Source organism: Empedobacter stercoris (assembly GCF_020281205.1).
In the GTDB taxonomy this organism is placed as follows: domain Bacteria; phylum Bacteroidota; class Bacteroidia; order Flavobacteriales; family Weeksellaceae; genus Empedobacter; species Empedobacter stercoris.
In genome coordinates this window covers 86,740-111,434 of sequence record NZ_JACXZC010000008.1, presented here as the reverse complement: position 1 = coordinate 111,434, position 24,695 = coordinate 86,740, and the positions used below count along the sequence as shown (strand labels likewise).

Annotated in this window: 23 protein-coding genes; 8 read left to right on the top strand and 15 right to left on the bottom strand. The window is 31.5% G+C overall.

Going from position 1 to position 24,695, the window contains the following annotated elements; genetic code table 11:
• Positions 1-181: 181 nt before the first annotated feature.
• The 12 genes from lysS to ruvX all read right to left on the bottom strand — a co-directional run bounded on the left by lysS (position 182) and on the right by ruvX (position 12,928).
• Complete coding sequence (lysS, locus tag IF125_RS05950) at positions 182-1,885, bottom strand: lysine--tRNA ligase (RefSeq protein ID WP_225541836.1); 1,704 nt, start codon at positions 1,883-1,885, stop codon at positions 182-184.
• A 108-nt stretch (positions 1,886-1,993) separates the two neighbouring features.
• Positions 1,994-2,971, bottom strand: a complete 978-nt coding sequence (locus IF125_RS05945) for a hypothetical protein (RefSeq protein WP_188319014.1) — start codon at positions 2,969-2,971, stop codon at positions 1,994-1,996.
• A 76-nt stretch (positions 2,972-3,047) separates the two neighbouring features.
• A complete protein-coding gene (locus IF125_RS05940; protein WP_225541835.1) occupies positions 3,048-3,986 on the bottom strand; it encodes a hypothetical protein in 939 nt (312 codons plus the stop codon).
• A gap of 31 nt (positions 3,987-4,017) precedes the next feature.
• A complete protein-coding gene (gene rmuC / locus IF125_RS05935) occupies positions 4,018-5,394 on the bottom strand; it encodes a DNA recombination protein RmuC (protein WP_225541834.1) in 1,377 nt (458 codons plus the stop codon).
• A gap of 186 nt (positions 5,395-5,580) precedes the next feature.
• Positions 5,581-6,102: a CvpA family protein gene (locus tag IF125_RS05930; RefSeq protein WP_225541833.1), complete on the bottom strand. Its 522-nt coding sequence runs from the start codon at positions 6,100-6,102 to the stop codon at positions 5,581-5,583.
• Positions 6,102-7,262 (bottom strand): cysteine desulfurase family protein, encoded by a 1,161-nt coding sequence (locus IF125_RS05925; protein WP_225541832.1) that lies wholly within the window; start codon positions 7,260-7,262, stop codon positions 6,102-6,104. The genes IF125_RS05930 and IF125_RS05925 overlap by 1 nt, the downstream gene beginning before the upstream one ends.
• An 84-nt stretch (positions 7,263-7,346) precedes the next feature.
• Entirely contained in the window at positions 7,347-8,156 is an 810-nt protein-coding gene (locus IF125_RS05920; protein WP_225541831.1) for a DUF4846 domain-containing protein, read from the bottom strand.
• A 20-nt stretch (positions 8,157-8,176) separates the two neighbouring features.
• The gene (gene uvrB, locus IF125_RS05915) at positions 8,177-10,168 is read right to left on the bottom strand and encodes an excinuclease ABC subunit UvrB (RefSeq protein ID WP_225541830.1); all 1,992 of its coding nucleotides are present in this window, start codon (positions 10,166-10,168) and stop codon (positions 8,177-8,179) included.
• Between the two features lie 341 nt (positions 10,169-10,509).
• Positions 10,510-11,274 (bottom strand): nucleoside triphosphate pyrophosphohydrolase, encoded by a 765-nt coding sequence (gene mazG, locus IF125_RS05910; protein WP_225541829.1) that lies wholly within the window; start codon positions 11,272-11,274, stop codon positions 10,510-10,512.
• Positions 11,275-11,280: 6 nt separating this feature from the next.
• Positions 11,281-11,874: a DUF5606 family protein gene (locus tag IF125_RS05905; protein ID WP_171623308.1), complete on the bottom strand. Its 594-nt coding sequence runs from the start codon at positions 11,872-11,874 to the stop codon at positions 11,281-11,283.
• A gap of 20 nt (positions 11,875-11,894) precedes the next feature.
• Entirely contained in the window at positions 11,895-12,470 is a 576-nt protein-coding gene (def, locus tag IF125_RS05900; protein WP_171623309.1) for a peptide deformylase, read from the bottom strand.
• 44 nt (positions 12,471-12,514) lie between these two features.
• Positions 12,515-12,928 (bottom strand): Holliday junction resolvase RuvX, encoded by a 414-nt coding sequence (gene ruvX, locus IF125_RS05895; protein ID WP_171623310.1) that lies wholly within the window; start codon positions 12,926-12,928, stop codon positions 12,515-12,517.
• 91 nt (positions 12,929-13,019) lie between these two features.
• Between ruvX and IF125_RS05890 the strand changes: the two genes are divergently transcribed.
• The 4 genes from IF125_RS05890 to IF125_RS05875 all read left to right on the top strand — a co-directional run bounded on the left by IF125_RS05890 (position 13,020) and on the right by IF125_RS05875 (position 17,701).
• Complete coding sequence (locus IF125_RS05890) at positions 13,020-13,835, top strand: 2,3,4,5-tetrahydropyridine-2,6-dicarboxylate N-succinyltransferase (protein ID WP_171623311.1); 816 nt, start codon at positions 13,020-13,022, stop codon at positions 13,833-13,835.
• Between the two features lie 106 nt (positions 13,836-13,941).
• The gene (locus IF125_RS05885; protein ID WP_225541828.1) at positions 13,942-15,837 is read left to right on the top strand and encodes a glycosyltransferase; all 1,896 of its coding nucleotides are present in this window, start codon (positions 13,942-13,944) and stop codon (positions 15,835-15,837) included.
• Between the two features lie 65 nt (positions 15,838-15,902).
• Entirely contained in the window at positions 15,903-16,781 is an 879-nt protein-coding gene (gene fabD, locus IF125_RS05880) for an ACP S-malonyltransferase (RefSeq protein ID WP_171623313.1), read from the top strand.
• Between the two features lie 5 nt (positions 16,782-16,786).
• Positions 16,787-17,701: a GYDIA family GHMP kinase gene (locus IF125_RS05875; protein WP_225541827.1), complete on the top strand. Its 915-nt coding sequence runs from the start codon at positions 16,787-16,789 to the stop codon at positions 17,699-17,701.
• A gap of 92 nt (positions 17,702-17,793) precedes the next feature.
• Here IF125_RS05875 and IF125_RS05870 read toward each other — a convergent pair whose 3' ends face one another.
• Both IF125_RS05870 and IF125_RS05865 read right to left on the bottom strand, forming a co-directional pair.
• Positions 17,794-18,513 carry an SDR family NAD(P)-dependent oxidoreductase gene (locus IF125_RS05870; RefSeq protein ID WP_225541838.1) on the bottom strand — a complete coding sequence of 240 codons (720 nt, stop codon included), beginning with the start codon at positions 18,511-18,513 and terminating at the stop codon, positions 17,794-17,796.
• Between the two features lie 460 nt (positions 18,514-18,973).
• Positions 18,974-19,750, bottom strand: coding sequence for a lipopolysaccharide kinase InaA family protein (locus tag IF125_RS05865; protein ID WP_225541826.1), 777 nt, complete (start codon positions 19,748-19,750; stop codon positions 18,974-18,976).
• A 107-nt stretch (positions 19,751-19,857) separates the two neighbouring features.
• On the opposite strand from IF125_RS05865, the gene IF125_RS05860 reads away from it, so the two are divergent.
• A complete protein-coding gene (locus IF125_RS05860) occupies positions 19,858-20,949 on the top strand; it encodes a glycosyltransferase (RefSeq protein WP_225541825.1) in 1,092 nt (363 codons plus the stop codon).
• Positions 20,950-21,050: 101 nt separating this feature from the next.
• Here the strand turns inward: IF125_RS05860 and IF125_RS05855 are convergent, their stop codons facing one another.
• Positions 21,051-21,974, bottom strand: coding sequence for a glycosyltransferase family 2 protein (locus tag IF125_RS05855; RefSeq protein WP_225541824.1), 924 nt, complete (start codon positions 21,972-21,974; stop codon positions 21,051-21,053).
• 138 nt (positions 21,975-22,112) lie between these two features.
• Between IF125_RS05855 and IF125_RS05850 the strand changes: the two genes are divergently transcribed.
• The 3 genes from IF125_RS05850 to IF125_RS05840 are packed head-to-tail and all read left to right on the top strand — an operon-like array spanning position 22,113 to position 24,630.
• Positions 22,113-22,661: an L-threonylcarbamoyladenylate synthase gene (locus IF125_RS05850; protein ID WP_171623341.1), complete on the top strand. Its 549-nt coding sequence runs from the start codon at positions 22,113-22,115 to the stop codon at positions 22,659-22,661.
• A gap of 31 nt (positions 22,662-22,692) precedes the next feature.
• On the top strand, positions 22,693-24,114 hold the full coding sequence (locus tag IF125_RS05845; protein ID WP_225541823.1) for a CCA tRNA nucleotidyltransferase: 1,422 nt from the start codon (positions 22,693-22,695) through the stop codon (positions 24,112-24,114).
• Between the two features lie 3 nt (positions 24,115-24,117).
• Positions 24,118-24,630 carry a plasmid pRiA4b ORF-3 family protein gene (locus IF125_RS05840; protein WP_225541822.1) on the top strand — a complete coding sequence of 171 codons (513 nt, stop codon included), beginning with the start codon at positions 24,118-24,120 and terminating at the stop codon, positions 24,628-24,630.
• The last annotated feature ends 65 nt before the right edge of the window (positions 24,631-24,695 follow it).

The following is a 24,695-nucleotide window of genomic DNA, read 5'->3' as shown; positions in this document are numbered from 1 at the left end:
TTGTTTGACGAAGGATTTTGTTTTTAGGTGCTATGTTACTCCAAACAAAAGATTGCAGCGGATAGCCCGACCGAGCGCTAAGGGATTCATATAATTTAATAGGATGCTAGTTGGCGAGGGAACGCCATAAAAAAAGCCCAACTGAAGTTGAGCTTTTAAATATAGATGAAAGGGTAATAATTTACTCGGCTAAATATGCAACCGTTTTGGCATCGCCATCTACAGTTACTTTAGTCAAGTTATATTTTGCTAAATTTTTCATTGATTTGTCCCATTTTTTACCGCTCAAAGCAGCTTGAGATTTTAATTCATTTAAATCAATGTTTTCGTTAGCTTTTAAGATTTCAATAATTTTAGTTTCTTCTTCTGTCAATTCGTAAGCTGGAGTAGCTTTTTCTGGACGCATTTGAGGGAAGAATAAAACTTCTTGGATAGATGGATTGTTTGTTAAGAACATAATCAAACGGTCCATACCGATTCCTAAACCACCTGTAGGCGGCATTCCGAATTCTAAAGCACGTAAGAAATCTTCGTCAATAAATTCTCCTGCTTCGTCGTCACCTTTTGCAGATAATTTTAATTGTTCTTCGAAACGTTCACGTTGATCGATTGGATCATTTAATTCTGAATATGAGTTTGCAATTTCTTTTCCACAAACCATTAATTCGAAACGTTCAGTTAATTCAGGATTATCGCGGTGTTGTTTTGTCAATGGCGACATTTCTTTTGGATAATCGGTAATGAAAGTTGGTTGAATGTAATTTCCTTCACATTTTTCACCGAAAATTTCATCAATTAGTTTTCCTTTACCCATTGTATCATCAACCTCGATTCCCATACCTTTTGCTGCTTCAAATAATTCAGCTTCAGATTTACCATCGATGTCAAAATCTGTAAAATCAATAATTGCTTGACGCATTGTAACACGTTTGAAAGGTGCTTTAAAATTGATTTTATGTTCTCCAAAAGTAGCTTCAGAAGTTCCATTGACAGCGATAGCACAGTGTTCTAATAGTTGTTCTGTGAAATCCATCATCCAGTTGTAATCTTTGTAAGCAACATAAATTTCCATTGCTGTAAATTCTGGATTGTGTGTACGGTCCATTCCTTCGTTACGGAAGTTTTTAGAAAATTCGTAAACACCATCAAAACCACCAACGATTAATCTTTTTAAGTATAATTCGTTTGCGATTCTTAAATATAATGGAATATCTAATGCGTTATGATGTGTAATAAACGGACGAGCTGCTGCACCTCCAGGAATTGATTGTAAGATAGGAGTTTCTACTTCCATGTATCCACGATCGTTGAAGAAATTGCGCATAGCGTTGAATAAACGTGTACGTTTTAAGAAAATTTCTTTCACGTGGGGATTAACAACCATATCCACATAACGCATACGGTAACGTAATTCTGGATCTGTAAAAGCATCAAAAATGTGACCTTCATCGTCTGTTTTAACGATTGGTAATGGACGTAAAGTTTTTGATAACAATGTTAATTTTGTTACATGAACAGAAATTTCACCCACTTTAGTTTTGAATTCGTATCCTTCGATTCCAATGAAATCTCCTATGTCCATCAATTTCTTGAAAATAGTATTGTATTCGATTCCTTCTTCTGATGAAGAGATGTCATCTCTTGATACATACAGCTGAATACGACCTTCGCTATCTTGTAATTCTGCGAAAGATGCTTTTCCCATTACACGAACACTCATCAATCGTCCGGCAAGCTTGACTACCTTTCCTTCTTCGTACTTTTCCTTAATTTCTTTCGAATTAGAAGTTACCACGAATTCTTCGGCAGGGTAAGGCTCAACGCCTAAGTCTCTTAATTGTTGTAGTTTTTCTCTACGAATAATTTCTTGTTCAGACAATTGCATAGTGAATATAATTTATATAAAATGAAAGCAAAATTATGAAAAATAATCCTGATTCACGTAGTTTTTATGATTTAATAAGGGTAAGAAATATCAGTATTGATGCATGTTTTAGTTGACAAGCTCAAAACGACGCTCTAAGGTATAATCTGTATCTTGGAATTTTACTTTTTTGGTTTCGATACTGTACGAAAGCCAACCATTATCCTTGATACGCGACGTCATTTTAACGTAATATTTGATATCGTCTTTTAATCGATCTTCTGATGGTTGCTCAGTTCCTAATTTTGTAGCCAATTCTTTTAGATAGGTGTACCAAGAATTTGCAAGCCATTCTTTGTCTGCTTCCTGAAAACTCGACATAATGTAATTTGTTTGAGAAATTCCAATTTCATTTAACTTTAATTCCGTAGAAGCTGGAGTAGGAGAAGCGCTAAATAAATTGTCCATGTACGATTGATACACAAAAGGAGCACTCTCTAAAGTAAAAGTACTCTTTCCATAAAAATGATGAAATTGACGAATATCTTTATCAAATAATTTGACGATGTTTTCATCGGTCGAATAATATTGTAAATTCTTTTTAATAATCGCTATTGCAGATGGATTATCCAAGTATTTATTTTCTAAATCTTCAGCAGATAAGATTAATTCTTTTAACGTTTTATCAAGATTTGTAAACTCTAAAAATCTTCCGTCTTGATCTATTTTAAATGAAATAGAAACATTATTAACCAACGAAAAAGGATTGTTTAAATAGGATTTAGAATTGAATTGTACATTTCTAAAATTCCATTTTACAATTGTTTCATTTTGATAAATATTCTCAACTTGAACAATAACGTTATAAGTATATTGTTCTTGATGCGCAATGGTATCATCTTCCAATTTCACTTCGCTTGCTGTTACATTGTATCTTTTTTCATCACCTACATTCCAATAAGTTTTCGGAAAAATGACTGTTTCTTCTGTTTTATCAGAAATCGAATCATTTATTATCGGTGAAATACTATCTTGAACAGGATTCTGAGCGAAAATTTTTATCGAAAAAAATAGAAAAAACAGATAATATGTAAAATTAATTTTCATTAAAAAGTATCAAGTCTAAGTCAAAAATAAACCAAATTATTTTAAAAGGTTCTTTAAATCACTAAAAAATAAAAGTTTAATCATTCAATAATTTAATGCTTAAGTGATTAACCGTTTTTTTAGCACCAATATTTAAACTGAATAAATATTCAGATTTTAAAAGAATAGAATTCAAGTTGTAGGTATTCTCATACTTTACTTTCAGTTCTACCGTTTCCGAATATTTTTTAATCTCTTTTTTTACTTGTTCTTGAGATAAATTCAATTTGGCATCATTTAGCATATAATACGCCATTTCTTCCCATAATTTTTCAAAATCATCCTTGCTCAAATTTTGGTCAGAAACAATGGTATAAGTCCCTTGCTCTTTGTTAAGATCCTTTAGATAAGTGTTGGTTGTTGATGAAATAGGGAAACCAAAAATATTTTCTTGGACAGATCTTCCTTCATAATTTTCGCCTAAACGAAAATATTGCCCATTGAAATAACTGAAAACATGCACTTCTTGTTCAAAAACGTAGGGAACATAGGTTTTTGATTTGATCATTTCTTCGATGTGTGCAATGTTAGCTTTATAATCTTCAGATTTTTTACGTTGTTTAGAAAGTCGATCTGTTATTTTAAGCAATTTTTCTTCAATCTGAGGAGTATTCAATAATTCTAAAAATTCACCAGAAGGATTTGTCGTAAATTGATATTCCAATCCTTCAGAATTATTGATGAAATCGCGGTAGAAATCATCAGGATCATTCGAATGATTTTTACCATTGATAAATGTGTACTTGTTGGCAAATTCATTTTTATCCATCAGTTCAACCGATTTGTATGATTGGTTGACAACTTTAGACACAGTATCATTTACAGAAATCGAGAAGTTACGATCTGTAAATGAATAGTTGTATACTTTATTTAGTTCTAAATTTGGTTTTACCTGAACAGATTTTTCTTCAAAATTTACCTGCGCAAAAATTGCAGGAGAATAAAGTAAAATCAAGGTAAATAGACTTGTTTTCATTCTCGTAAATAGTTGTACAAATATAGAATGATTATTGAATATCTACGTTATTTATTGCACGAATCATTGTGTCGACAGGCTTAGTTTCTGAAATTTCTTTTTCCATCAAAGTACCACCTATTTCTTTCAGCTTTTTCACCTGAGGAATAAAGCGGTTTTCAAGCGATCCGATCGCTTTATTATAACTTTGTGTTGCTTGATTTAAATTATGACCGACTGTGGCTAAATGTTGAATTAAAACGTTTACACGATTGTATAATTCGATTCCAGCATCGCGCATTTGATATATATTTTCTGCAACATTTAATTGTTGCCAGCTAAACGCAATTGTACGAAGCATTGTAATCAAAGTAGTGGGTGTTGCAATAATTATTCTATTGTTTAGAGCATCTTCTATCAAAGTTCGCTCCAATTCTAAGGCTGCACCAAAAGAACTTTCAATTTGTAGATACATCACCACATAATCTGGTGCTTCGGTATATTGATTCCAATAGGCTTTAGAGCTTAAATTCTTTAGATGTTCGCGCACTGCTTTTGCATGTAGTTGCAAATGATGTTTCCTTTGGGTTTCATCTTCCGTTTCAAAAGCCATCATATACTGGTTCAATGGAACTTTAGAGTCCACGATTACTTTACGATTTCCTGGAAGATTAACAATTAAATCGGGACGAAGTAAACCATTTTCAGATTGTACAGAAGTTTGTTCTTCGAAATCGCAAAAAGATGACATGCCAGCAAATTCAACGACACGACGCAAACCTATTTCACCATATTTTCCTCTTGTGTGCGAAGTTTTAAGTGCAGAAACTAAGGTGTTGGTTTCTTTTTGTAATTTATCCGTTGTGCCACGCATCGAATCTAAGAAAACTTTTATTTCTGAATATGCACCTTCACGTGCCTTTTCAATTTCAGAAATTTTTCCATCAAATTTATTTAAGCTTTCATTCAAAGGTTTGATCAAAGAATCAATGGCTTGTTGACGTTTTTCCAAATCATTCTTCGAATCAGAAAAGTGTTTGTCTAACGTCGTTTTTGCTAAATCAAGAAATTGTTCATTATTACTTCTCAAAACTTGAGCTGATAGTGCTTCGAATTGCTCTTTTAATCGTTCGTTTGTTTCAAGCATAAATGATTTCTGTTCTTCAACTGCTTTTATCGCTTCTTGATGACGGACGGTTAATTCCGTATTTTTTTCGCGTTCTTTTTGCCATTGATCCAAATTGAAATTGGCATCATCTTTTATTTCGATAAACTCACTTTTTAACGATTCATATTGTTTCTGAAGTTCTTGGTATTTTATTTCATTTCCAATTATGGCTAAATTTGCTTTAGATTTAGCATATAAAAAACTGATTACAGCACCAATGATAAAAAAAAGAAGGGCTGTTAAGATAATTGCGCTGTTCATGGATGATAAATTTAGAACAAAGGAACGATTTTATCCGACATAAGATGTCGTTAGTAGATTTTATTTAACTTAAAAAGACTTTCTAATTATAAAATAAGAAGCCTCTCGTTGCAAAACGAGAAGCTTCCTTTTAGGTGTCGAGAAGCTTCTTGTTAGCTGATAAGAAGCTTCTTGTTTTTAATTATGTTATTTTATAGAATCGTTTGATACGTTTCGTAGATTATCTTTTGTCTCGAAGATGGAGTTTTTGATGATTTGAGAACTCTCATTTAGAATAGGTAAAATTTGACTTTCGTCTTTTGTTTCTTTAAAACCTAATTCTAAAATTGGATCTGCGTAATACAAAACACTTGCGGATAATAATAATGAAATAATTAATCCTAAAGCTGCTCCACCAAATCGATTTATGATTCCTAAACCAACTGCTTCGACGGTTTTTTGCGTGATACTTGAGGCTAACTTTATGGTGAAAAAAGCTAACGCAAAGGTGATTATTAAGGCAACTATTGAAGTTAAACTATCAGCGACGATATTGTAAGCATCGACATAAATTTCAATGATTTGATAAAATTTAAAACTTAACCAAATTGCGACAAAAAATCCGATTAAACCAATTAATTGTGAAATAAATCCTTTGAAAAATCCATTGATAAACCCAAAAGCTAATGCAATTAGGATGAGGATATCAAGTTGATTAAAATCTGACATTAAGCGTTTTGTAATTGATGCTTTTCAGCGATTTTTTTCAAGGTACCGATTAGAATATCAATCTCCTCTTTAGTTGTTTCATACGAATACGAAACACGTAAAGGTGTCATTTGATCGATTTCTTCTTCTGTATATAATGTTTGCATGACTAATGAAACTTTAGCTGCACCAGAACTGCATGCACTTCCTTGAGAAACTGCGATACCTGCCAATTCTAATTCGAAACCAATTAATGTGTCGTGAAATGGTAATTTGATGCTTAATAAAGCGTATAAACTTTTGTCTAAATCTTCAGAAAGTCCGTTAAAAGCGACACCTGGAATTGCTTTTTTTAATTGATCAATCGTATATTGTTTGATTTCTTTGATGTGTTTTACATGTGCTTCTAATTCATCTAAAGCCAAGTCTAATGATTTTGAAAGACCAACAATTCCGTATACATTTTCTGTTCCAGAACGTAAACCTCTTTCTTGTCCACCACCAGCAATCAATGGTTTGATATGTGATGCTTTTTTAGCATACAAGAACCCAGCACCTTTTGGACCATGAATTTTATGAGCAGAGCAAGAAGCGAAATCCATTCCCAAATCTTGAAAATCTAAATCATAATGACCAACAGTTTGTACTGTGTCGGTATGGAATAATGCATTATTTTCTTGACACATTTTAGAAATTGCTTTCACGTCTGTTAAGTTTCCAATTTCGTTGTTTGCATGCATTAATGAAACCAATGTTTTTTTAGATTGATCTTTTAATACTTCTTCTAATTGAGCATAATCGATATTTCCGTCTTTTAAAATATTCAATTTAACGACTTCAATATTGGCTCTATTTTCAACGTCTTTTACGCTTTCTTGCACACATTTGTGCTCCATATCAGATGTAATGATTCGAGTAACGCCCAAATCATTAATACAAGAACGAATAATTGTGTTGTTAGATTCTGTTCCACAAGAAGTGAAATAAATTTCGGCAGGAGAAACGTTTAATCGTTGCGCAATATTTTTCCTTGATATTTCGATCAATGCTTTGGCTTCTCTACCAAAAACGTGAGTAGAAGATGGGTTACCAAAAACGTTTTTCATCACATGAGCCATTTCGTCTACTACTTCTGGACGAATTGCTGTTGTTGCTGCATTGTCTAAATATACTCTTTGCATTATCGATTATTTTACTGTATTAATTAATTATTGGGTTTTGATCAACAAATTTAAGTAAAATGAAACGATTGAAAAAGTAAATTGTTATTTAAAACGCATTAGATCCGAAGTTAAAAATCGCCATTCAGGCGTTAATAGAACGCCTTCTTTTGCCATATACCAAGGAGATATTAAATCATTGCTTGGATTCGTAATAATTTGTAAATCTTGGCTTGGATAATAGCTTTGCGCCAGAATAAAGAGTTTGTTTCCTAAGTTATCTTCAGCAAGATCCATCACGATAACAGCATGATTTTTTATACTTCCTTTTTGCAAGAAAACATCGCCTATTTGTAAATCTTTGAGGTTGATAGGTTTCATTAACTCAGACATGGTATTCGAATTGGTGTTTTCTAAGTAATATTGTAAATATTCAATGTATTTTGAATAAGAATAATCGCCATTTACATATTTTGAATAAGGAATTGGTTGAGTTGAAACTTTTGCCAATTTATCCATTTCAAGATATTTTTTGGAACGATAAAAATATTCTAAGCGCAAGCTCATAACTGCATTTGCATTAAACTGAACATTTTTTTTTGGTTGTTCTAAATCTAAAACTCCAACATAAATATTAGGATTAGGTTTTTTTTGACCGTCAAAAGTATAAACGGGGGTATTGCTATTTTTAAGCGAAATATTATTTAACCATTTTCCAAAGTTATTATAATTTTGATTTCTTGAAAAATTTGGAGGTGTATCAAAACGTTTAAAAATCTTCAATTCACGAGGATGAATGATACTATACTCTTCATTTTCTATTAATTCATTATTCGTAGAAGATTTTAGAATATGTGTATTACAAGAGGTGAAAAGAGTAAATATTAATATAAATGTAAAACTTAAAAATTTCATTGAAACAGAAAAAAAACGTACTATTCTTTGGTTAAGAGTTGAATTTGATCTCTCAACTCGGCTGCTTTTATAAAATCTAAATTTTTTGCAGCTTTTTCCATTTCCTTCTGCAATTTTTGTACCAACTTATCTTTATCTTCGGTTGAATAGTTTTCATTAATTTCCGCAGCTTGCTGAATCAAATGTTTTTGTTCGTATGGATTTTCTTCAAATTCTGCTGCCGCTAAACTTAGCTTTGTAATTTTTTTGTTTAGTGCTTGTGGAACTTTATTGTGTTCTTTGTTGTATTGCATTTGTATTTCACGACGACGATTAGTTTCGTCTATCGTTAATTGCATACTGTCTGTTATACGATCTGCGTACATAATCGCTAAACCGTTGATATTTCTCGCTGCACGACCAACTGTTTGTGTTAACGAACGATGACTTCTTAAGAACCCCTCTTTATCAGCATCTAATATTGCAACCAAAGAAACTTCGGGTAAATCTAAACCTTCTCTCAAAAGATTAACACCAACCAATACATCAAATAGTCCTGTACGCAAATCAGCCATAATTTGAACACGTTCTAAAGTGTCAACATCAGAGTGAATGTAGCGACAACGAACGCCGTATTTAGTTAAGTATTTCGTTAATTCTTCTGCCATTCGTTTGGTTAAAGTTGTCACCAAAACACGTTCGTCTAACTCAACACATTTATTGATTTCTTCCATCAAATCATCTACTTGGTTTTGTGTAGGACGAATTTCGATAATTGGATCTAATAATCCTGTTGGACGAATGACTTGTTCCACAACAATTCCTTCTGATTTTTCTAACTCGTAATTTGCTGGCGTAGCCGATACATAAATCACTTGATTTTGTAAAGCTTCAAATTCTTCAAATTTTAAAGGACGATTGTCCATTGCAGCTGGAAGTCTAAAACCATATTCGACCAAATTCTCTTTACGAGAACGGTCTCCTCCGTACATGGCATGAACTTGAGAAACTGTAACGTGAGATTCGTCGATGACCATCAAATAATCTTCAGGGAAATAATCTAACAAACAGAAGGGACGAGTTCCAGGTTCGCGACCATCTAAGTATCTAGAATAATTTTCTATTCCAGAACAGTATCCTAATTCTTTGATCATCTCCAAATCAAATTCTGTGCGTTCTTGCAGACGTTTAGCTTCGAGATGTTTTCCAATTTCTTTGTAATAATCAACTTGTTTTCCTAAATCAATTTGAATATCAGCAATAGCGCCATTTAAGGTATCTTTAGAAGTTACAAATAAATTAGCAGGATAAATATTAATTTTATCTAATTTGGTAGAAGTTTTACCTGTTTCAACATTAAAAACTGAAATTTCTTCGATCTCATCTCCAAAGAAATTAATTCGAATTCCGTCATCTGCGTAAGCTGGAAAAATATCTAACGTATCGCCTTTAATTCTGAAATTTCCGCGTTGAAAAAGTCCTTCAGTTCTCGAATATAATGCCTGAACCAATTTATGTAAAAAAGCTGTTCGGGAAATAATTTGTCCAGTTTCAATCTGAATTACATTTTTATGAAATTCTGTTGGATTTCCAATTCCATATAAACACGAAACCGAAGCGACTACTAAAATGTCACGACGACCAGAGAGTAGAGAAGAAGTTGTACTTAATCGTAACTTTTCGATTTCTTCGTTAATTGATAAATCCTTTTCGATATAGGTTCCTGAAGAAGGGATATAAGCTTCGGGTTGATAGTAATCGTAATAGGATACAAAATATTCGACTGCGTTATTCGGAAAAAACTCTTTGAATTCCATGTACAATTGAGCTGCTAACGTTTTGTTATGCGCTAAAACCAAGGTAGGGCGTTGAACATCTTGTACAACATTGGCAATCGTAAATGTTTTACCAGAACCAGTGACACCTAAAAGTGTTTGATAACGATCATGACTAAGAATACCTCTTGATAATTCTTCGATAGCTTTTGGTTGATCACCTGTAGGCTTGAATTCAGAATTTAATTGAAATTGCATTCTACAAATTTACAAATAATTCAGTTAAAAATGAGTGTTGAGAAATGTTGGTTTTAAAAGAAGAAACGGATAAAAAAATAAAAAGGCGACTTTAAGTCACCTTTTCATCAAAACCACAAAAAAATGAGAAAACTGTTTACTTAGTAAACAAACTTCCTTCCATTATTACAAGCTATTGCCCGCTATAACCATTGCAAATATAGGTCGGTTTTTTGTGCGTGCACAATAAATGATAATACTTTGTTTTATTGGTGTCGATAAAAGATATCTATAATAATGTTAAAACGTCTGATTACAACGTTTTCGTAAAATCAAATACATTCAGTAGTGTCAATTTTACACTAGCGAATTTTCGCTAAATTCCATAAGTTTTCTAATTCAGAAATCGTCAAATCGGCAATGTTTTGATTATTTTCTTTTGCGATTTCTTCTAACTTTTGAAAACGACGGATAAATTTTTTGTTCGATCGTTCTAATGCATCTTCTGAATTAATTCCATTGAATCGTCCATAATTAATTAAAGAAAATAAAATATCGCCAAATTCCATCTCTTTATCCAAAGGATTTTCTTCGTTTTTAAATTCGTTAATTTCTTCTACAATTTTATCAAAAACTTGTTCAGAATTTTCAAATTCAAATCCAACACCTTTTACTTTGTCTTGAATTCGATAGGCTTTTACCATTGCTGGGAGAGAAGTAGGAACACCAGAAAGGACAGATTTGTTTCCTTCTTTTAATTTGATTTGTTCCCAATTTTGAAGTACTTTTTCTTCAGTATTTGCTTCTACATCTCCATAGATATGAGGATGACGATGAATTAATTTGTCACAAATACCATTTAAAACATCAGCTACGTCGAAGTTTTGTTGCTCTGATGCTATTTTAGAATAAAAAACCAGGTGAAGAAAAACATCACCTAGTTCTTTTTTTATTTCATCCGAATCTTTTTCGATAATGGCATCCGAAAGTTCATAAATTTCTTCTATAGATAACGTACGCAACGTTTCCATCGTTTGTTTACGATCCCATGGACACTTTTCACGTAATTCATCCATTATATCTAACAATCTTTCGAAAGCTCGTAATTGATCTTTACGTGTATTCATTTCTAATTATTCAGCGTCTTTATCTTTTTTAGCTGTTGATTTTTTAGCAGCTGTTTTTTTAGCTGGTTTTTCTTCAGCATCTTTTTTGTCAGCAGCCTTTTTTGCAGGTGCTTTCTTTTTTGGTTTTTCTTCTGCTACAACTTCTTCTGCAGGAGTTTCAACAACTGGAGCTTCTTGTGCTTGTTGAGCAGCCATTGCAGCTTCTACAGCAGCTAAGTCGATGTTTAATAATCCGTTTTTGTGTAAGATATTATACCATTGAAATAATTTTTTCAAATCAGAATCGTAAACTCTTGAATCGTCATATTCTGGTAAAACTTCTTCCATATATTTACGCAATTCTGTTCCAGAAGATTTGTGGTCGATTGTTTCTCCACCGTTTTCTTTCTTGTAAATTCTGAAGAAAACTTCTGCTAAAGGAAACTCTTGTGATACACCGTAAATTGCTACATTGTCTAATAAACTAACATTGTAGTTAGATGCGATTGAGATTTTTTTACCTTTTTCTAAATCTTCAACAACGAAACCTCCTCTTGTTTGAGAAATTAAACGGTATAATCCTGGTTTTCCTGAAATTGCGATAACTCTTGATAAATCCATATTCTATTATGTTTAAGGGTCTATGAAGGGAATTTCATTTTGTAACTCGTGTTTACTTTCCCTTTTGTTATATTTTTTAATTTATTACTTATTAATTTCTTTTTAAAGCTCGAAATATAGTCAATAAAAAGCTTTCCTTCCAAATGGTCGTATTCATGTTGAATAACACGAGCACGAATATCCGAAAAAGTTTCGGTATGTTTTACCCAATTTTCATCAAAAAATTCTAATGTTACCGATTCTGGACGTGTAACATCTTCATGGATGTGAGGAATACTCAAACATCCTTCTGTAAATGCCCATTCATCTCCTTCAGAACTGCTGATTTTTTTAGGATTGATGAAAACGCGTTTAAAATTTTTCAATTCTTCTTTTACATCATCATAATCTTCATCCTCTTCGAAAGGTGAACAATCAACGACAAATAAACGTATATTTTTTCCGATCTGCGGTGCTGCGATACCAACTCCATTCGAGTCGTACATTGTATCGAACATGTTTTCGATCAGTTCGTGTAGATTTTTATAATCTTGATCTATATCTTGTGAAACTTTACGTAAGACAGGATCTCCGTAAGCTACAACTGGTAATACCATTTTCTGATCTTTTTTTATTAATTTATCGGCAAAGATACGATTTGTTATAGTTTATGTGATAAAAATGATTGTAAAATTATTACAGCACTCACTTTATCTACCATACCCTTTTCTTGACGTTTTTTCTTTTTCATTCCACCTTCGAACATAGCTCGCGAAGCCATTTTAGAAGTAAACATCTCATTTTCACGATGAATTTTAATCAATGGAAATTGTGCTGAAAACTTTTTTAAAAAAGGTTGTATTTGATTTTCAATCTCATTTAATTCTCCTGAAAAGCGAACAGATAATCCAACGACAAGGTCAGAAACGTTTTCTTTCTCGATATATTGTTTCAAGAAATCCATCAATTTTGAGGTTTCAATGGTATCCAAAGGCGAAGCTATAATTTGCAATTCATCGGTTACGGCAACGCCTGTTCTTTTTCCTCCGTAATCTAACGCTAATATTCTTGACATTTGGCAAATTTATAAAAACGATTCAATAATAAATAATCTCTATGAAATCCCTTGATTATAATTTTTATATTTGTGGCTATTATTAATAAAGATGGAGAATTTAAAACAAATCATAGAGAAAGCTTGGGACAATAGAGAATTGTTACAAGAAGATGCAACACAAGCAGCAATTAGAGAGGTAATTGAGTTGATTGATAATGGACAATTGCGTTGTGCAGAACCAGTAGCAGATGGTTGGCAAGTGAATGAATGGGTGAAAAAAGCAGTTGTTATGTATTTCCCTATTCAAAAAATGGAAACGTTAGAAGCAGGAATTTTTGAATACCATGATAAAATGGAATTGAAACGTAACTATGCTGAAAAAGGAATTCGTGTTGTGCCAAATGCTGTTGCTCGCTATGGTGCGTATATTTCTTCTGGAGTTATTTTAATGCCTTCTTATGTAAATATTGGAGCGTATGTTGACGAAGGAACAATGGTGGATACATGGGCAACTGTAGGTTCTTGTGCACAAATTGGTAAAAATGTACACTTATCTGGTGGTGTTGGTATTGGAGGTGTTTTAGAGCCATTGCAAGCCGCTCCTGTAATTATCGAAGATAATGCATTTATCGGTTCTCGTTGTATAGTCGTAGAAGGTGTACATGTTGGGAAAGAAGCGGTTTTAGGTGCAAATGTAGTGTTAACTGCATCTACAAAAATTATTGATGTTACAGGTGATCAGCCAGTAGAAATGAAAGGATTTGTTCCTGCACGTTCTGTGGTTATTCCTGGTTCTTACACGAAAAAATTTGCTGCAGGCGAATACCAAGTTCCTTGTGCATTAATCATCGGACAACGTAAAGAATCTACGGATAAAAAGACTTCTCTAAATGATGCTTTACGTGAGCACAATGTAGCAGTATAATTTAAAAGCAATTTTTAAAAAAAAATAGCAATCCTCATCAGTTTGATGAGGATTTTTTTATTTCAATCAAACATTATTTAGTAGTTTTGCTGTATAACTATGTTTTATGAAAGTTTTGATTATCCAACACAAAATGATTGGCGATGTTTTAATCACTTCATTGTTGTGCGAAAATATCAAAAAAGCTTATCCACACGCAACTATTGATTATTTAATTAACAGTAACACATTACCAGTTTTAGAAAACAATCCTTACATCGATCATAAAATTATTTTTGACGAGAAAGAAAACAAAGGATTAAAGAAATTGATTCGATTTTCTAAAAAAATTAATCAAAATAAATATGACGTTGTCATAGACGCTTATTCAAAACTACAAAGTTGGATAAATGTGTTCATTAACAACGCACCCAAAAAAATATCCTACAAAAAACCAGGTCGAACATTTTTGTATACCGATAATGTAGTCAAACACAACGAACCAAAATCATATCTTGGTTTGGCAATAGAACATCGTTTGTCATTGTTAAAACCTCTTGGTATTGAAACTCCTTTGGCTACGGCACCAACGTTGTACTTAACAGAAGCAGAAATTCAGAACGCGAAATCATTGTTCCTAAAACATGGAGTAGATTCTTCTCGAAAAACAATGATGATTAGTTTGCTTGGCTCTGATCCTTCCAAAACCTTTCCATTGAATAAAATGGCAAAAATGGTTGATTTTATTGGTCAACATTTCAATGTTAATCTATTATTCAATTATTTTCCAAAACAAATAGATCAAGCCAAAGAAGTTTATAATCAATTGTCTAAAGAAACACAATCAAAAGTTTATTTTGAACTATTGGGTAATGATTTGCGCGAGTTTATTGCGATTACAAATCAATGTGATTTGATTGTAGGAAATGATGGAGGTGCCATAAACATGACAAAAGCGGTAGGAAAAAAATCATTTATTATTTTTTCTCCTTGGATTGATAAAAACGTTTGGGCAACTTTTGAAGATGGAATAAATCATACAAGTGTTCATCTGAAAGATTATTTTCCCGAAAAGTTTGCAGATCTAAATAACCGAAGAATAAAAAAACGAGTTGATGAATTCTATTCATTCTTTGATTTTGAATTGTTTAAAGACAAATTACAAAAATTTCTTGATCAGAATGAAATTGAACGACAATTTAAATCAGATAAAAGCGTTGAATTAGAAACTCAAAAAGATTATTCTATAGAATCAATGTCTACTAAAATTACAGCTTTACTAATAACTTATAATGAAGAGAAAAACATCCAACGATATTTAAATCATGTTGGACAATATGCTGAAGAAATAATTATAGTAGATTCTTATAGCACTGATAAAACAGAGGAAATAGCGTTGCAAAATCCTAAAGTAAAATTTGTAAAACGTAAGTTTGATAATTTTACGAGTCAACGAAACTATTCCATTTCACTGGCAAATAACGAATGGGTTACCTTTTTTGATGCCGACGAAGGGATTCCTTCAGAATTGATAAAAGAGATGGTTTCTACTATTAAAAATCAGCCAAAATTTGATGCGTATTATGTTTATAGAAAATTCTTTTTTAGAAATAAACACATCAAATATTCTGGAATGCAAAATGATAAAGTGATACGCTTATTCAGAAAGTCGAAATCGCAGTACAAATCTGAGCGCATGGTACATGAAATAATTGAATGTCAAGGAAATGTTGGTTATTTTAAGAATAAATTGGATCATTTTACTTATGATAATGAAAAGGAATATCTTGTTAAATTAAATAGCTATTCAAGATTAAGAGCGCAAGAATTAAGAAAAAAAGAACTCAAACCTAATTTTTTTCATTACAAAATAAAACCAGCTTATCGTTTTTTTAATTATTTCGTGATGAGATTTGGTTTTTTAGATGGAAAAGATGGTTATACAATTGCAAAACTACACGCAATTTCTGTTGCGAATCGATACAAATATCTAGACGAAATTTATAGAAATGAGAAGCTATAAAGCGTAGTTCAGCAAAGAAGTTGAAGATTTTATTATACATTTGCGATAGATTATAAAATAACACAATGAAAGCATATGTTTTTCCAGGACAAGGTGCTCAATTCTCTGGAATGGGTAAAGACTTGTACGAAAATTCTGAAATAGCAAAAGAATTATTTGACCAAGCAAACGAAATCTTAGGATTTGATATAAAAATGATCATGTTCGAAGGTTCTGCTGAAGATCTAAAACAAACAAAAGTTACTCAACCAGCAGTATTTTTACATTCTGTAATTTTAGCAAAAACCTTAGCTGATTTTAAACCAGAAATGGTTGCAGGTCATTCTTTAGGTGAAATTTCTGCATTAGTTGCTAATGAAACCTTAGATTTTGAATCGGGATTAAAATTAGTGTACAAACGTGCATTAGCCATGCAAGATGCTTGTGAAGCAAATCCTTCTACAATGGCTGCAATTTTAGGTTTAGAAGATAAAATTGTCGAAGATACTTGTAAAGAAATCGAAGGAGTAGTGGTAGCAGCAAATTACAATTGTCCAGGTCAATTAGTGATTTCTGGAGAGATTGAAGCAGTTAATTTAGCTTGTGAAAAATTAAAAGAATTAGGTGCTAAGCGTGCTTTGGTTTTACCTGTTGGTGGAGCTTTTCATTCACCTTTAATGAAATCTGCAGAAGAAGAATTAGCAAAGGCAATTGAGGAAACGACATTTAATACGCCTATTTGTCCAGTTTATCAAAATGTGACAACAACAGCAATTACCGATCCAGCAGCAATTAAGAAAAATTTAATTGCTCAATTAACGGCTCCTGTAAAATGGACTCAATCTGTTCAACAGATGATAGCTGACGGTGCAACTGAGTTTATTGAGGTAGGACCAGGTAACACTTTACAAGGTTTAGTGAAGAAAATTAATAGAGAGGTGTCAACTTCTTCTGCACAAATCTAATAAAAATGAAAACATACCGTTCCAATGGAAAATTATTCCTTATCGGGGAATATATTGTAATAGATGGAGCGAAAGCATTTGCATTGCCCACAAAATATGGGCAATGTTTGTTTGTAGAAGATTCGGCTAAAAATACAAATACGATAAGTTGGAAAGCAACTAAATACGATGACTCGTTATGGTTTGAAGCTGAATTGAGTTTAGATCACTTAGATATTATTTCTTCAACAAATGATCAATTAAGTCAATCTTTGCAAACAATTCTCAAGCAAGCGCAAACATTAAATTCTGATTTTTTTAATTCTAATAAAAGTTATCAATGTTTAACAAAGTTAGAATATCCGCAAGAATGGGGTTTAGGAAGTAGCTCTACTTTAATCGATTTAATTAGTCAATGGATAGATGTTAATCCGTTTGAATTGAATAAGTTAACTTTCAATACAAGTGGTTATGATATCGCTTGTGCACATCATAATAAACCAATTTTATTTCATAATAAACCCCGAATAGAGGTGGAAGAATTGGAGCTGAATTGGAATTTTAAAGATAAATTATATTTTGTTTATCTAAATCAAAAACAAGATACACAGGCGGTTGTAGGAAACCATTACAAGAATAAACCAAAAGACTGGCAAATGATTAATGAGCTTTCTGATTTGGTTGTTCAGGCGACAAAGGTTGATAATTTAACAGATTTAGAATCTATTATGGTTGAATATCAAGATCGATTAGGTGCTTTTATGCAAATTCCAAAAGCGAAAGAATTGTATTTCTCGGACTACGAAGGAAGCGTAAAAAGTCTTGGAGCTTGGGGTGGCGATTTTGTTTTGGTTACTTATAGAGAAGGGATGAAAGAGTATTTTAAAGAAAAAGGATATGACACGATTATTCCATTTTCTGAAATGATTCAGAATTCTTAAAATTATTTTTTTAATATTTCTAAAATACAGTATAAAAATAAAGGAGAAATTAAATTATTTCTCCTTTATTATTTATTTAACTTAAACAGTTTTTAGCGAAGTTTAATGTCGCCACCATCTGCCATTAAGGTCTGTCCAGTCATATATTTGCTGTCTTCACTAAGTAAAAAAGCCACGATTGGAGCAACATCACTTTGAGGATCACCAAAACGTCCTAAAGGAATTTTTTCTACTACGTGATTATAATCTTCAGGGAAGTTCTCTTTCCATTTCTCAACTCCAGCTGTTAAGGCAAGAGGACAAACTACATTGACACGAATATTATCAGCAGCCCATTCATTTGCTGCAACACGACTTAACCCTCGAATAGCTTCTTTTGCAGCTGCATAACTTGCTTGAAATCTACTTCCTTGCAAAGCGGCACCAGAACCAAAATTAACGATAGCACCTTCTGATTTCTTTAATTCGTTGTAGGCAGCTTTCATAAAATTAAGTGTGGCTCTAAAACCTGTATCAAACGAAATTGACCAATCATCTTCAGTAAGTTCCATCAATGGTTTTTGTCTCGAAACATGGGCATTATTCACTAAACCCGTAAGTTTACCAAATTTAGTTAAAGCTAATTCAACAGCTTCCTGTGCAACAGCTTCTTGAGAAACATCACCTTTCAAGAAAATAACCTTTCCTTCGTTTTTCTTTTCAATCGCTAACCCAGCTTCTTCATTAACATCAACTGCGATAACAGATGCACCTCTTTTTACAAGTTCACTAGTAATTCCACCACCAATGCCAGCAGCACCACCTGTTACAATAATTATTTGATTGTTTAAATTGTCTATAATTCTTGATTTTTTATTATTTAAATAGTTAAGAGCTTTTAGTAAATTTAAGAAAAAAATACAGTATAATATAACTTGTGGGGAAATGTTACTTATTTTTAATTATATAGTAATCATATAAAATACTGCTTGTGTAGCTTAAAACTAAACTTCGATAACTTTATTAGGAATAAAAATAGCTAACTTCGGTGAGCCTGTCCTGAGTTTATGGAAGGGTTCAACAAGCTTTACTTCACTGCTTTTTAATATATCTCTTGTCTTCCAGACATGACGACCCGAGGGCTCTGCCCGAACAGAGCGAAGCTAAAGCTTAGTTATTAGCTGATGTTATTCTGTAAATTTTGATTTAAGTGTTTTTTGTTAAAAAAATGAAGGACAGAAGTGGACAAAACCTGACCAAAAAAGATGAACAAGATTATATTTTTTATCTGTATTATTTGCCTATTAAGGCTTTTAATTTCTTTTTTCGAGCTTGTTTTCGATGAAATTTAAATTGAAACTCTTCCGTTTTGCTCCACATCGCATTTATTATCTCCTGTTCTGGTTTATGAACGAGTATTGCATATTCTTTCGCCATTATTTCAACCATTTCTTTGTGTGGTGTAAGGCGAGAAAAGTTTTTCATTCTTGTTTCAAAATTCATTGAATCATGAAAATTCATTCGATTCAAATCAACTAAATAAAATTCGTATTGATTATCTCCGATTTGTTTAATTAATGTATTTCCAGGCGAATGATCCAAAAATTCAATTCCAGCTTCGTGTAATTTGAACGTAAAACGAGTAAATTGTTTTAGAATTTCTGTTCTATTTGGCCATTTTTCGTCATGTACCAATTCGCGATAAGTTAAATCCGCATCAACTAATTCACAAAAATAATAACTTTCTCTAAAACTAAGTGTTGATGTATTCTCAATAAACGCAATTGGGTAGGGCGTCAAAAAACCTAAATCGATTAATTTATTCGCATAGTCGTACGAACGTTTTGCTTTTGATTCTCTAAAAAAACGATAGACAAATTTGTTGACAATATTCGGGATTTTGAAAGATTTTATAGTGGCAATTTTTCCTGATTCTAATCTGGTTTTTTTGATAGAATTTCGTGTTCCTTTTGCAATATAATCATCAATCAAATCATAACTGTTTATAATAGATTTGATTTCTTTTGATGTGGTTTGATAATTATTATTTACGACAATTTTCTGTGTCATTTTATAAAATCTTGTAATTAATATAGAATAAAACTATATTTCATTTTAATGTGCCAAAGATATGCTTATTTTTGCTGGGCATATCAAAATTATTTTAAAAACAAAAAATGAATATATTAAATGTTACTTCAATAGAAGAGTGGCGTGGAGGTGACGCACAAATGTACACAATTTATAATTTGTTAAAAAAATATGATGATATCCAACAATATATTTTATGTCCTGAATTTTCTGTGTTAGCTGAAAAATGTAAAATAGATACGGCTAATTATTTTACTTATACGAAGAAAAATAAAGTTTTAAGTTTAATTAGGCCTATAAACAAAATTATAAAAGAAAAACAAATTGATGTAGTCCATATTCATGATTCAAGTGCACTATCTGCAGCAATTTTAGCAAAAATGTTATCCAATACTAAAGCTAGAATTATTTATAGTAGAAAAAGAAATAATCGTATTAAGGATAATTTTTTTAGTAAGTTAAAATATGATAACAAATATGTAGAAAAGATTGTTTGTGTATCAAAAGCTGTTGAAAAAATATATCTTGATGTAGGAATGGATCCGAATAAATTATTAACAATTTATGATGCTATTGATGTAAATAAGTTTGCAAATAAATCGTCAAAAAATATTATTCATGATGAACTAAATCTGTCTGAAGATTCAAAAATTATTGGAAATATTTGTTCTTTATCAAAACAAAAAGATATAAAAACTTTTATTGATACTGCTGAATTATTACTTAAAAAGAATCCTGATAAACTAGAATTTGTTTTGATTGGAGGTGGTGAATTAGATGCAGAATTAAAGGAGTATACAAGTAGTTTGGGAATTGAAAATAAAATTCATTTTTTGGGATTTAGAAATAATATCAATGAATTATTACCTGAATTAGATATTCTTTTGATGACATCGTTAACAGAAGGATTACCATTATCAATTTATGAAGCTTTTGCATCAAAAGTGCCAATTGTATCTACAAAAGCAGGAGGAATACCAGAAGTTGTTATTGATTATAAAACAGGTTTTTTAGCGGAAATAAAAGATAAAAATGAATTAGAAAGAAAAATCTCGAATTTATTAGAAAATGCTAGTTTAAGGAAAGATATTGTGGAGTCGGCATTTAGTATTGTTTCTTCAAGTTTTGATTTAAAAAATTTGGAAGAAAACTACCATAACTTTTACACTTCTCTATAAAATTTAATATAAGTTATATTTTTTGATACGTTTTTTTATTTTTAGACAATATCCAAGAATAGAATTTTGTGTGATTTATAGCTAAATAGAATTTGATATAATTAATAGAAGATAGTTCTTTTTTTAGCGATTGATTTATAAGGTGCTAGATGTTTTATTATACTGTCAATATAATTAGAAGAATCAATATCATTATTTATTAGAAGAATTTTTAAAGTTCGTAAAATTTTGCGGATAGCAATTATTTCATATTGTTTTTTCAAGTCTCCTAAATTTGAAGTCTTAGATAAAAAATCTATTTTTTCTCGTATAGCAAGAAAAAAATCGTATTCTTTTTTAGAGTTAGAAAATCTGCAAATACTATTATTGTGTTGCCTATAATGATATTTTGCTTTGTTAACTAATACAATTTTTTCCGTATTATATGCTATTTTGTATAAAATGGAGTAATCTTCAAAGTATCTGTTTTCAGGAAATGTAACGTTTTCAAAAACTTGTTTTTTACATAATTTATCCCATAAATAACTTTTCAAATTATCTTCAAGAATTATTTTTTCATAAAAATCGACTTTATTCAAAACTTTTATGGATTTATCATTTCTATATATTTTTTTAGTAGAATTATATTCTTCTACATATCCACATACAACAATGTTAGCTGAGTATTGATTAATTGCATTATAAAGAATTTCAATGGTATCTTTTTCTATCCAATCATCTGAATCAACCCAATAAATATATTCTCCTGAAGCTTTTTCTAATCCAAGATTTCTTGTAAAACCAAAACCTTTATTTTCTTGATTAATTAATAAAATTCTATTATCTAAATTTTCAAATTCAATACATATTTCCAAACTATTGTCAGTAGAACCATCATTGATAATTATTAATTCAAAATTGATATAAGTTTGTTTTAATATAGATTCGATACATTGTTTTAAATAAGGAGAAGCGTTGTACACAGGCAAGATTATGCTTATCATAGTTTTGTCGTTGGTTTTATATAGTCCATTATTTTTAGACAAAAATACTCAATTTGTCGATTAGTTTTTATTTATACAAATATCAGAATAAATAACTTTTCACTTCAAAATAATTATACATATTTCACTTTCCTACAATACCTTTGCAAACAAATTTATAAAACAATTAATATGTCAGATATAAACGAAATTGTAGCGAAGCTAAAACAAGGAGAAACAATGCTTTATCCAACGGATACGATTCTTGGATTAGGTTGTGATGCGAAGAATGAAGCTGCAATCGAAAAGATTTATCAGATAAAAAATCGTCCTTCTTCAAAATCATTGATCATTTTGGTTGATTCGCCTAAAATGTTACAAGAAATTGTGGAGGTGCCTGAATTAGCGTGGGATTTGATTGATTTGAATGAAAAACCAATTACCATTATTTACGATAATCCAAAAGGTTTACCTCAGTCATTAATTGCAGAAGACAATACAATTGCTATTCGTTTGACAGAAGACTTGTTTTGTAAAAAAATAATCGGAAAATTAGGTGGACCAATTGTGTCTACTTCTGCTAATTTATCAGGAGAACCTTCGCCAAAAGTCTTTTCAGAAGTGAATCCAACAATTTTAGAACAGGTTGACTTTTATCCCGAAGAAACCAAAACCTTTGTGCCTCAGTTTACTGCGTCAACAATAATTAAATTAGGTCTAGATAACGAAGTAAAAGTTATTAGAGAGTAGTTTTTTATTTCAAAACTTATACTTTTGCAAAATGAAAATCTTAGAAGCCGTATCCAATCCTATTTTTAAAAATGTAGCAGAAGTTGCTGATGAAATTAATCAAGAAACTTATGTTGTAGGAGGATTTGTACGCGATTATTTGTTGAATCGTGGTCAAAAAAAAGACATCGATTTTGTTACCGTAGGAAACGGAATATTATTAGCCAAAGAGTTGGCCAAAACATTAGAAAACACATCACCCGTTTCAGTTTTTAAACGATTTGGAACAGCAATGTTCAAATACAAAGACACTGATTTAGAATTTGTAGGTGCGCGAAAAGAGAGTTATTCTGAAGATAGCCGTAAACCTCATGTGGAAGATGGTACATTAGAAGATGACCAAAAACGTCGTGATTTCACAATTAATACGCTGGCAATTTCAATGAACAAAGAAAACTTTGGCGAATTGATTGATCCCTTTAATGGAGTAGAAGATTTGAATAACAAAATCATCAAGACTCCATTAGAACCTAATATTACCTATTCTGATGACCCATTGCGTATGATGCGTGCAATTCGTTTTGCTACACAGTTAGGGTTCGAAATAGAAAAAAAATCTTTTCAGGCAATAATTGATAATGCTGAACGTATTAGTATCGTGTCTTTTGAGCGTGTGATGGATGAGTTTCAGAAAATTATGATGACAGATAAACCATCTGTTGGATTATTGTTATTGGAACAATCAGGTTTAATGCAACATATTTTACCAGAATTGGTTGCGTTAAAAGGAATTGAAGAAGTAGAAGGACAAAAACATAAAGATAATTTTTACCATACGTTAGAAGTGGTAGATAATATTTCTATACACACCGACAATGTCTGGTTGCGTTGGGCAGCTTTATTGCATGATATTGGAAAAGCAGTTACAAAACGTTTTGATAAGAATGTAGGTTGGACATTTCATTCACACGAATTTGTTGGCTCTAAAATGGTCCTAAAATTATTCAGACGATTAAAATTACCATTAGGACCACAAGTTAAATATGTTCAAAAATTGGTCATGATGAGCTCTCGACCAATTGCAGTTGTAACAGATGATGCAACAGATTCAGCATTGCGCAGATTATTGTTTGATGCAGGAGAAGATTTTGACGATTTAATAACGCTTTGCAAAGCAGACATTACAACAAAAAATGAACGTAAACAAAAACGTTTTAAACAAAATTTTGAAGTTGTAGAACAAAAAATTAAAGATGTTGAAGAACGCGATAGAGTTCGTAATTTTCAACCGCCAATTTCTGGAGAGCAAATCATGGAAATATTTAATATTCAGCCAGGAAAAGAAATTGGAATACTTAAAAATGCCATCAAAGAAGCAATCTTAGAAGGCGAAGTCGAAAATAATTATAATTCTGCCTTAGAATTTGTAATTAATATGGGAAAAGATTTAAATTTGGAACCGAAAAATATTTAGAAAGTGATATATAAAATTCGAGTATTCCTTGATTCAAAAGAGGATGTTTTTAGGGACATAGAAATTAAGGAGAAGCAAACATTATTTACATTGTACAAAGGGATCATAAGTGCCTTTAGTTTACAAGGTGAGGAGTTGGCATCATTCTATGAATTAGATGAAGATGGAAACCAAACAAAAGAAATTCCTTTAGAGGATATGTCTGATGATGGGACAGACGAAACAATGGCAGATTTCTATATCAAAGAAGCTTTTATTAATCAAGGTGATCGTATGGCTTTTGTATATGATTTTATGGAAATGTGGACATTTGTTGCAGAATTAATTTCAGTAGAAGAAAAACCAGCTGTACTTAATTACCCATTAACTGTTTACCGTTTTGGGTCAATGCCTCTTAAAGCGCCTAAAAAAGACATGTTAGTTGATTTAGATGACGAAGATGAGATTGATTTTGTAGAGGATGCTGAATTGAATGATTTACAAATCGACGATGATTTAGACGTAGACGATTTATAAAAAGTAATAAATCGACTTATATATCAAAAAATCTGAATGGAAACATTCAGGTTTTTTTTTGTGCT

Excerpts from the sequence above, each read along its gene's own strand:
- lysS (WP_225541836.1), bottom strand. The coding sequence starts at position 1,885 with ATGCAATTGTCTGAACAAGAAATTATTCGTAGAGAAAAACTACAACAA.
- IF125_RS05945 (WP_188319014.1), bottom strand. The coding sequence starts at position 2,971 with ATGAAAATTAATTTTACATATTATCTGTTTTTTCTATTTTTTTCGATA.
- IF125_RS05940 (WP_225541835.1), bottom strand. The coding sequence starts at position 3,986 with ATGAAAACAAGTCTATTTACCTTGATTTTACTTTATTCTCCTGCAATT.
- rmuC (WP_225541834.1), bottom strand. The coding sequence starts at position 5,394 with ATGAACAGCGCAATTATCTTAACAGCCCTTCTTTTTTTTATCATTGGT.
- IF125_RS05930 (WP_225541833.1), bottom strand. The coding sequence starts at position 6,102 with ATGTCAGATTTTAATCAACTTGATATCCTCATCCTAATTGCATTAGCT.
- IF125_RS05925 (WP_225541832.1), bottom strand. The coding sequence starts at position 7,262 with ATGCAAAGAGTATATTTAGACAATGCAGCAACAACAGCAATTCGTCCA.
- IF125_RS05920 (WP_225541831.1), bottom strand. The coding sequence starts at position 8,156 with ATGAAATTTTTAAGTTTTACATTTATATTAATATTTACTCTTTTCACC.
- uvrB (WP_225541830.1), bottom strand. The coding sequence starts at position 10,168 with ATGCAATTTCAATTAAATTCTGAATTCAAGCCTACAGGTGATCAACCA.
- mazG (WP_225541829.1), bottom strand. The coding sequence starts at position 11,274 with ATGAATACACGTAAAGATCAATTACGAGCTTTCGAAAGATTGTTAGAT.
- IF125_RS05905 (WP_171623308.1), bottom strand. The coding sequence starts at position 11,874 with ATGGATTTATCAAGAGTTATCGCAATTTCAGGAAAACCAGGATTATAC.
- def (WP_171623309.1), bottom strand. The coding sequence starts at position 12,470 with ATGGTATTACCAGTTGTAGCTTACGGAGATCCTGTCTTACGTAAAGTT.
- ruvX (WP_171623310.1), bottom strand. The coding sequence starts at position 12,928 with ATGTCAAGAATATTAGCGTTAGATTACGGAGGAAAAAGAACAGGCGTT.
- IF125_RS05890 (WP_171623311.1), top strand. The coding sequence starts at position 13,020 with ATGGAGAATTTAAAACAAATCATAGAGAAAGCTTGGGACAATAGAGAA.
- IF125_RS05885 (WP_225541828.1), top strand. The coding sequence starts at position 13,942 with ATGAAAGTTTTGATTATCCAACACAAAATGATTGGCGATGTTTTAATC.
- fabD (WP_171623313.1), top strand. The coding sequence starts at position 15,903 with ATGAAAGCATATGTTTTTCCAGGACAAGGTGCTCAATTCTCTGGAATG.
- IF125_RS05875 (WP_225541827.1), top strand. The coding sequence starts at position 16,787 with ATGAAAACATACCGTTCCAATGGAAAATTATTCCTTATCGGGGAATAT.
- IF125_RS05865 (WP_225541826.1), bottom strand. The coding sequence starts at position 19,750 with ATGACACAGAAAATTGTCGTAAATAATAATTATCAAACCACATCAAAA.
- IF125_RS05860 (WP_225541825.1), top strand. The coding sequence starts at position 19,858 with ATGAATATATTAAATGTTACTTCAATAGAAGAGTGGCGTGGAGGTGAC.
- IF125_RS05845 (WP_225541823.1), top strand. The coding sequence starts at position 22,693 with ATGAAAATCTTAGAAGCCGTATCCAATCCTATTTTTAAAAATGTAGCA.